The organism is Globicatella sanguinis NBRC 15551 (assembly GCF_001552295.1).
GTDB lineage: Bacteria > Bacillota > Bacilli > Lactobacillales > Aerococcaceae > Globicatella > Globicatella sanguinis.
This window is the reverse complement of record NZ_BCQX01000095.1, coordinates 1-9,077: the sequence shown is the minus strand read 5'-3', so window position 1 is coordinate 9,077 and position 9,077 is coordinate 1. Positions and strand designations below refer to the sequence as shown.

At 32.3% G+C, this 9,077-nt stretch carries 7 protein-coding genes; 5 read left to right on the top strand and 2 right to left on the bottom strand.

What is annotated here, in order from left to right; translation table 11 throughout:
- Positions 1-1,131 precede the first annotated feature (1,131 nt).
- The 3 genes from GSA01S_RS07985 (at position 1,132) to dnaB (ending at position 5,062) form a co-directional block, all read left to right on the top strand.
- A complete protein-coding gene (locus GSA01S_RS07985) occupies positions 1,132-3,030 on the top strand; it encodes a DHH family phosphoesterase (protein ID WP_169792688.1) in 1,899 nt (632 codons plus the stop codon).
- 13 nt (positions 3,031-3,043) lie between these two features.
- Positions 3,044-3,493 carry a 50S ribosomal protein L9 gene (gene rplI / locus GSA01S_RS07980; RefSeq protein WP_066126437.1) on the top strand — a complete coding sequence of 150 codons (450 nt, stop codon included), beginning with the start codon at positions 3,044-3,046 and terminating at the stop codon, positions 3,491-3,493.
- Between the two features lie 192 nt (positions 3,494-3,685).
- Entirely contained in the window at positions 3,686-5,062 is a 1,377-nt protein-coding gene (gene dnaB, locus GSA01S_RS07975) for a replicative DNA helicase (RefSeq protein ID WP_066126434.1), read from the top strand.
- Between the two features lie 84 nt (positions 5,063-5,146).
- Here dnaB and GSA01S_RS07970 read toward each other — a convergent pair whose 3' ends face one another.
- Positions 5,147-6,031 (bottom strand): cation diffusion facilitator family transporter, encoded by an 885-nt coding sequence (locus GSA01S_RS07970; protein ID WP_066126431.1) that lies wholly within the window; start codon positions 6,029-6,031, stop codon positions 5,147-5,149.
- An 11-nt stretch (positions 6,032-6,042) separates the two neighbouring features.
- Positions 6,043-6,951: a C39 family peptidase gene (locus tag GSA01S_RS07965; RefSeq protein ID WP_066126430.1), complete on the bottom strand. Its 909-nt coding sequence runs from the start codon at positions 6,949-6,951 to the stop codon at positions 6,043-6,045.
- 189 nt (positions 6,952-7,140) lie between these two features.
- Here GSA01S_RS07965 and GSA01S_RS07960 point away from each other — a divergent pair, with 189 nt between their 5' ends.
- Both GSA01S_RS07960 and glnA read left to right on the top strand, forming a co-directional pair.
- Positions 7,141-7,482, top strand: a complete 342-nt coding sequence (locus GSA01S_RS07960; RefSeq protein ID WP_101813984.1) for a MerR family transcriptional regulator — start codon at positions 7,141-7,143, stop codon at positions 7,480-7,482.
- 20 nt (positions 7,483-7,502) lie between these two features.
- Positions 7,503-8,840, top strand: coding sequence for a type I glutamate--ammonia ligase (glnA, locus tag GSA01S_RS07955; protein WP_066126428.1), 1,338 nt, complete (start codon positions 7,503-7,505; stop codon positions 8,838-8,840).
- Positions 8,841-9,077 lie beyond the last annotated feature (237 nt).

Sequence of the window (9,077 nt, the reverse complement as noted above, 5' to 3'; positions counted from 1 at the left end):
TCAAGTTTATGCCCAGCCTCATATTAGATAGTTTTATTTTTTATTCGCATGTACAATGTTCATAATTTTTTTAGGGTAACTCTATGTGATGCTTGTGATTTTGCGCTTAAAATCTTATTAAAAAGTAATTTATAACACGTATTATTTTCATTCACAAGCTCGTGTCTCATTTTGAGACATATTTTGCTTAATTATTAAGAATATATAAAGTTTAGCGATTTATTTTTTGGATTTTTATGAAAATGAAAAAAACATCCAAAAAAGGTCGTTTTTGTGTCTCATAATGAGACATATTGAAAATCTCTGAAAACAAAAAAGCTTGTTTTTAGCTATTTTATTATTTGTGGTGCATTTGGAATGCTTACATTGTTCAATTAGGTTTCAGATGAAAATATTTTACCTGGTTTTGAAAAATGAAACTTTGTGAAAAAGATTTTTCTTTGCCTGAATAACTTTGGTTCTCATGACTCCAGTTGAGTAAATCTTCCTTAATTAATAGTAGAGATTCTCTAGCGAATAATCGATTGGGATGAGATACATTATAATGATTTAAAGAACTAAATAATTAGCGTTGCTGACTTTTTGAGATATTTTTGAAAATTCTATATTTTTGATTGACCATCTTTTCGATAAGTCTTTTGATCCTGGTTGCGAAGAACTACAAGCTTCAAGTAAAACATATAGTTGAGTTTCATCGTTAAAGGTTATTATTAATTGGATACTCTTTACATTCATCTCAAATTAATTTAACAGTGCCCTTGTCAAATAATCACCTCAGTTATAAAATGTTACTTTTTACCAATTACTTTCTATACTTACTTAATAAAGGAATATTGAGTAAGTTTTTTTGCATCATTATGTTTAGGATACTAAACAATCCATCAAATATAGCTAACTAAATTTTTATCAATAATTTTTTGACATCTTTATACGGATTCTTTTCACTTAAGATGTTTCACGTGAAACATTAATGGCTAAATAGATATCAATTACCGGATATGTTATAATAGATTAATGAGAAATGAGGTGGTTTTAATTAAACTAGACCGTGTAAAAAACTTCTTAAGGTTTTTTCATCAACTTGAACTAAGTTGGCAAATTTATTCCTTACTTTTAATTTACATTATTATTATGCTAATTGCATTTGTACTAAAATTTGAAATTGGTATTTTACTTCTACTTTTGTTAATAGCAATCTTTATTTTTATTTATTATTATACGAATCGTTTTGTATCTAGAATAAAAATGATAGCCAATCAATTAGCAAAAGATATTAAAGTTGTAAATGAAAATGTATATGATAACTCAGCTATTGGGATTCTATTATATGATCAAGATCATCGATTATCTTGGGGAAATTCACTGGCAAATTCGATCATAAATTATAAAAATGCTGTAGGGCAAAAATTGGAGGATATTAATCCCGATTTAATGACTATTATTGAAACCATTGATAAGGAATGGCAAGTGATAACCTATAATGAAAAACATTATCGAGTTTCTCATGATGTCAATAGTCGTGCTATCTATTGGATTGAATTTGAAAATGAATATAATATTCAGCAACAATATAAAAATAATCGTATTGTTTATGGATATTTACTATTAGATGATTTCGATGAAGTCGTACAGTCTTTAAATGATCAAGAAGCATCTAATTTTGATGCAGATCTTATCAATGAACTTAATAATTGGGCACAACAACAAGATATTTATATTAAAAGGATAGAAGATGATAAGTTCATGCTTCTATTAAATGTTAAAACCTTAGAAAAATTAGAACATCAAAAATTTAAATATTTTAGTGAAATTCGTGAAAAATATTATGCTAGAAATATTCCAATATCAATGAGCATCGGGATAGCCTATTCAACAGATGATAAAGTGAAAATCAATCGTTTAGCAAAAGAGGCTCAAATGAATTTAGATTTGGCTTTAGGGCGTGGTGGCGACCAAGTGGTTGTCAAAATGGATGAAGAACCAGCAAGGTTTTATGGTGGCGATACAAATCCTACTGAAAAACGTACCAATACCCGCTCGAAATTAGTTTATCAGGCTTTAATTAATCAAATTGATCAAGCTAGTAATGTGATTATCAGTGGCCATAAGTACCCGGATATGGACTCTTTAAGTTCTGCTTTAGGTATTTATAAAATTGCAACTGAACGACGGAAATTAGCAAAAATCATTATTAATGAATCTACTTTTAATACCGATATTAAAAATCTATTGAATAGTCCACAAATTAGTTATAATTTAAAAAATATATTCATTGATTCAGAAACAGCTAAGACACATTTGAATCCAAAAACTTTATTAATATTAGTCGATCATCATCGCCCTTCCTTATCAGAAGCAGAACAATTATTAGTATATGGTCCAAATATCGTTGTGATTGATCATCATCGTCGAAGTGAAGAATTTCCTAAACAAACGGTATTAACCTATATTGAAACGACTGCTTCTTCAACGAGTGAATTGGTTACTGAGTTCTTTATGAATGTACGCAATGACAGTGAACCGGTTAATCGTTTCGAAGCAACGGCTTTATTGGCAGGAATCATTGTAGATACCAATAATTTTAGTATGAGAACAGGTTCCAGAACATTTGATGCTGCGAGTTATTTAAAATCACGTGGAGCCGATACTGAACAAATTCAAAGAATGTTACAAGAAGACTTATTAGATGTTAAAAAGCGTAATCAATTAATCGAACGTACAGAATTTTTTGATTCAGTTTATGCGATTACTCAAAGTGAATCAGGTCTTCCGATTGATAATGTGACAGCTGCTCAAGCTGCAGATGGTATGTTATCTTTAACACATGTGGAAGCTGCTTTTGTAATTTTCCAAAGAACGATGACATCGATTGGTATTAGCGCACGAAGTTTAGGTAAGATTAATGTGCAAAAAATAATGGAATCATTAGGTGGCGGTGGTCATTTATCAAATGCAGCAGCACAATTAGAAAATATAACGGTTGACGAAGCAAAAGATTTGTTATTGCAAGCAATCAATCAAAGTAAATAATGGAGGTTTTTTAATGAAAGTTATATTATTACAAGATGTCAAGAAACAAGGTAAAAAAGGTCAAGTAATTGAAGTATCAGATGGTTATGGCCGTAACTATTTAATAAAGAATGGTTTAGCTAAGTTAGCTGACGCGCCTTCAATGAATCAATTAAAAGCGCAAAAGGCTGCACAGCAAAGACAAGAAGCAGAAGAATTAGCTGAAGCAAAAGAGATTAAAGCGTTTATTGAAAAAGAAGATACGGTTGTTGAAATTAAAGCTAAAGCTGGAGATGGTCGTTTATTTGGTACGATTCCATCAAAACAGATAGCAGAAGAATTAAAAAAACAATATAAAATTGAAATTGATAGAAGAAAAATTCAAATGGAACAAAATTTATCGTCATTGGGATATCATAATGTTGAAGTTAAATTATTCCAGGATGTATTTGCTAAAATAAAAGTTCATGTTGTTGAAGCTTAAAATATAAATAAGTTAAACATCAATTATTTTATATAAAATACTAGACCTTACTAAAAAAGGTCTAGTTTTTGTTTTTAAAGATTAGAATATGAAAGGGATAAATCGTGATGTTAAGTTCATATATTTGACCTTGCAAGTACCCTATTGATTTAGTAAACTAGAGAAGAAATACTATTAAGGAGGGTCCTAATTATGGAATTAGTATCGAATGAGCGTGTAATGCCACACGATACATTAGCCGAACAATCAGTCCTTGGGGCATTACTCGTTGATCCCTCTAAAATGGGAACGGTACAGGCGGTTTTAGAAAAAGATGATTTCTATCGTCAATCACATAAATTAATATTTGAAGCTATTGAGAAGGTTTTTGATCGTGATGGTTCATTTGATATCGGGAATATTCAAATATATTTAGATGCGAATGATGCATTAGAAAATATTGGGGGTGCGGAATATCTAGTTGAAGTGATTTCCAAAGCACCATCCACTGTTTATGTGGAGAATTATGCCAATACTGTAAAAAGTAATTCCATTTTAAGAAAACTTATTGTTTCATCGACTCAAATTATGAATGATGCTTATGCGGCTGGAGAAGATGTACAAGATGTTTTGGATAAGAGTGAAAAGCTGATTCTATCGATTGGTGAAAATAATCATAGCAATCGACCGAAAGAAATGCAAAAGTTAGTTCAAGAAGCATTTGAAAAAATAATTGAACTATCTGAAACACAAACCGATGTCGTTGGATTACCTTCAGGCTACGCTGATTTAGATAAATTGACGAGTGGATTTCAACCGGATCAATTGATTATTTTGGCAGCTCGGCCATCAGTTGGTAAAACCGCTTTTGCTTTAAATATTGCACAAAATGTTGCTACCAAGTCAAAAGTACCAGTGATTATATTTTCCTTAGAGATGGGTGCAATTGATATGGTTAACAGGATGATTTGTGCTGAAGGTAACATTCACGCAGGTAATTTGAAGACCGGTCAATTGACAGAGGATGAGTGGAATAGTTTAACAGTTGCTGCGGATACCTTACGAGAAGCGCCAATCTTTATTGATGATACAGCAGGAATTCGTGTCTCTGAAATTAGAGCAAAATGCCGTCGATTAAAACAAGAACATCCTGAACTTGGGTTAATTGTGATAGACTATTTACAATTAATTGAAGGTAGTGGACAAGAAAACAGACAACAAGAAGTTTCTGAGATTTCACGACAATTGAAGAAATTAGCCAAAGAATTAGGAGTGCCTGTTATAGCGCTTTCGCAGTTATCGCGTGGATTAGAACATCGCCAAAACAAACGTCCAATGTTAAGTGATATTCGTGAGTCGGGATCGATTGAACAGGATGCGGATATTGTTGCCTTTTTATACCGTGAAGATTATCACCAACAAGAAGGCGATGAAGAGGTCGAACATAATGATGATTTACCTGATAATAGTGTGGAAATTATTGTTGCTAAAAACCGTAGTGGTGCCCGAGATACGGTTAGACTCCTTTTTACTAAAGAATATAATAAATTCTCTAGTTTAACATTTGCTGAAATTCCACCTACATTATAATACCCAGTGTTCAGTTTAAATTCGTTATCTATCCATAAAAGAAGAGCCTAATAGCTACTCTCTCTAACATAGAGTGAATAGTTATTAGGCTTTTTTAGGTTCAAAATAAGGTTCAACATGAACATCACAATCTTCAACTTGAAAATTATACGAGAGTATTGTTTCAATTTCTTCCGTAATATGATGAGATTCAATTACTGATAAATTACCATCAATTTTAATGGTCACATCAACATAAATTTTATTACCATTAAGGCGGGCTCTTAGATTTGAGATCTCATGTACTTTTGGATGTTTTAAAATAGTGGCACGATATTTTTCGATTTCTTCCAAATCGAAACCATCTGATAGAACAAAAGTTGATTCTTTGAAGATATCATAACCAGAAATAATAATAATGACTGCCACAATTAAAGAGAGAATCGTATCCATTATTGGAAGTCCAAATTGAGCAAAAATGGTTCCTAATAAGGTTCCAAAACTTATTAGGAAGTCATTCTTCATATCTGTCGCAGTAGCCTTTAAACCAAGGCTCTTCGTCTTTTTAGAGAGGTTTGCAATATACTGGCTAGTAAACCATAAGACGAACATTGAAAAAATAGAAACATACATTGCCTTTTTATCTGTAACGGGAAAATCTCGATTGATTAATCGCTGAAAGCTGTTCGATAAAACATCAATTCCGATATAAAACATTAAGACAGAAGTAATAAAACTCGCGATTGTTTCAAATTTAGAATGACCAAAATGGTGATTGTTATCAGCCGGTTTTTTCGCGATATTGATCCCAATAAATACTGAAAGAGAGGCGATAATATCAGAGAGGTTATTTAATCCATCTGCTTGCAATGAGCTCGAATGAAAGATTTGTGCAAATACTAATTTTAAAATGGAAAGAATTAAATAGACAGAAACACTGATAGCCGCTCCTCTAGCAGCCATCAGTATTTTTTGTTGGTGGTTATTCATTAAAAAACTCCTTATTTATATAAAGTCCAGAAGTTTAAAGCATCTTCTAAAAGAATGTCTTCGTCAATTCCCTGGATACTGAACATTTTTTCAGCATTATCATTGGGGTCATTAACGTAGACTTTGCGATTTTCACTATCATAGCCACGAATTAATAAAATGTGACCCACTTCAGTGAAGTGACCAGGTTGGACTGAAACAATGACAATATGATTTTGATTGAGTGCCTCCATGGCATCATAAAAATTCGATCCAAAATTTTCAAACTGATAGCCATGCTCGATGGCGAAATCATAAAATATTTGCCAAGAAGTACCTTCATTATGAACATAATAATCATTCTGACTCCAATTTAGGATTTCATTGGGTTCCACAATACGATTTTTATAATAACTTTCAATCATCGATAACGACACTAATGCACAGCCATTTTCACCTAATTCTTTGGTGGTATTCGTTCCATAAGAAAGGGCCCGCCATTTTTTATTTTTTTGTAAAATTAACGGAATATCGATTTGTTCAACTTTTGAGTCTGTGTAATTAGAAGGATGTTCAGGTAAAAAAAGATAGCCTGTATTTTCAATATCTAATTTTTGTTCTTTAAGCGTATTGACGATATCGTCCTGCGCTTTTAAGTATGAATCATTGTATTGTTCTTTGATGAGTTGAGTAATATCTTGTGCTAATGTAGGAGAGGTCGTTTCAGCTAGTAAGCTATTGAAATCTATTTTTTCAACAACGGTTGTTTCCTCGATTGTTGTTTCGGTCAAGGATTCTTCTTTCTGTTGTTGAATTTGTTCGTTTAGAGCAATATTATTTTTTAGTTCTGTTTCTTCTTTTAATTGATTGATTAGCAATGATCCTATTAATATCACAATTAATGTAAAGATAATTGCAACTTGATGTATACTTCGTTTCATTGAAGCCCTCCGATTTTTTCATAGAGCTATTGTATCATAAAAACACTCATGAGTGAATTGAACTTGCCTAATGTAATATAAATGAAAAACATTTATCATGTAAGAAAATATAACATGACAAGTAAATTAAATATTGACGTGCCGTTGATTGATTATTATAATATGATTAAAATTCAAAGGGGGAATTAAGTGGCTAATAAAGAAATTAAACGAACTTTAGCAATTTTTCCAATAGGCACAATTATGAGCTTAACGGGGTTAACAGCTAGACAGATTCGATATTATGAAGATTATCAACTAATTTTCCCAAAACGAAGTGAGACCAATCGTAGATTATATTCACTCAATGATATTGATCGGCTTTTAGAAATCATGGATATGATGGATGATGGAATGACTTTGAAAGGAATTAAGAAATTTTACGAAAATCAAAATGAAAAATCAATGAATCATGTTGAGTCAAAACAGTTGACCGACCAAGACGTGAGACGAATTTTGCGTGATGAGTTAGATATTCGGAGTAGGTTTTAATTATTTGGAGGAAAAATTTTATGACATGGACAAAAGAATCAATATTACGCGATGCAGCCGAAAAAAATGTTAGATATGTACGTTTAATGTTCACGGATATTACTGGGACCTTAAAAAATGTTGAAGTACCGATTGCTCAATTAGAAAAAGCTCTAAATATGCAAATGATGTTTGATGGTTCTTCGATTGAAGGCTTTGTACGTATTGAAGAAAGTGATATGTATTTGATACCAGATTATGATACATGGTTAACTTTTAATTGGGCTGAGCATCAAGATACTGGTCGCATTGCACGCTTAATATGTGATGTGCATACTCCAAAAAGAGAACCATTTAAAGGGGATCCACGCAGTAATTTAAAACGCAGTTTAGTTAAAATGAGAGAGATGGGTTTTAAAAGTTTTAATTTAGGACCTGAACCAGAATTTTATTTATTCAAATTAGATGAATTTGGTAAACCGACGATGGATTTAAATGACGAAGGTGGTTATTTTGATCTTGCACCCAATGATTTAGCTGAAAACTGTCGTCGTGATATTGTTTTAGAATTAGAAGATTTAGGATTTGATATTGAAGCGAGCCATCATGAAGTTGGACCAGGTCAACATGAAATCGATTGGAAATATAGCGATGCCTTAACTGCATGTGATAATATTCAGACATTTAAATTAATTGTGAAGTCTGTTGCTCGTCGTCACAATCTTCATGCTACTTTTATGCCAAAGCCAATTTTTGAAATTGCTGGTTCAGGTATGCACTTTAACTTATCTTTATTTAACGATGAAGGAAATGTATTTTACGATGAGTCTGCTCCTGATGGATTATCTCAAACAGCTAAGTACTTTATTGGTGGGTTATTAAAATATGCCCGTGCATACACCGCTATTTGTAATCCATTGGTTAATTCATATAAACGATTAGTTCCAGGGTATGAAGCACCGGTTTATATTGCGTGGAGTGGTCAAAACCGTTCACCATTAATTCGTATTCCTGCAGCCCGTGGGAATTCCACTCGTGTAGAAGTAAGAAGTGTTGATCCTTCTGCTAATCCATATCTTGCATTATCTGTATTATTAGCAGCGGGATTAAAAGGAATTGAAGATAAAATTGAACCCCCAATGGCTGTCGACCGTAATATTTATTCAATGACGCGTGAAGAACGCTTAGCTGAGGGTGTGAATGATTTACCAGGATCATTACGTGAAGCATTAAAAGAATTGAAAAAAGAACCGGTAATATTGGATGCGTTAGGCGATCATATTGCACAAAACTTTATTGCAGAAAAAACAATTGAATACTTCTCATATCAAAAACAAGTCACTCAATGGGAATTAGATAAATATCTTACTCAATACTAAGAAAATAGCCAATCAGAACAAAATAAGGTATGATGAGACTGAGCAGAAATTTTATTAATTTTTTGCCCAGTCTCATATTGTTATATTAAAGCTTAAGAGGTAAGGGGGATGAGGCTGGACAAAAAATTGAAAAATTCAGTCAAATTAATGCTCGTTAATTTAAAGCGCAGTGGTTGAGTGGTCTCAATCTGCGTCTTAAAGACTTGTTTGAGACCTACTCAACTGTGCGGGGGTGAA

Bases quoted from the DNA above. Each gene is read 5' to 3' on its own strand.
- GSA01S_RS07985 (WP_169792688.1), top strand. From the start codon at position 1,132: ATGCTAATTGCATTTGTACTAAAATTTGAAATTGGTATTTTACTTCTA.
- rplI (WP_066126437.1), top strand. From the start codon at position 3,044: ATGAAAGTTATATTATTACAAGATGTCAAGAAACAAGGTAAAAAAGGT.
- dnaB (WP_066126434.1), top strand. From the start codon at position 3,686: ATGGAATTAGTATCGAATGAGCGTGTAATGCCACACGATACATTAGCC.
- GSA01S_RS07970 (WP_066126431.1), bottom strand. From the start codon at position 6,031: ATGAATAACCACCAACAAAAAATACTGATGGCTGCTAGAGGAGCGGCT.
- GSA01S_RS07965 (WP_066126430.1), bottom strand. From the start codon at position 6,951: ATGAAACGAAGTATACATCAAGTTGCAATTATCTTTACATTAATTGTG.
- glnA (WP_066126428.1), top strand. From the start codon at position 7,503: ATGACATGGACAAAAGAATCAATATTACGCGATGCAGCCGAAAAAAAT.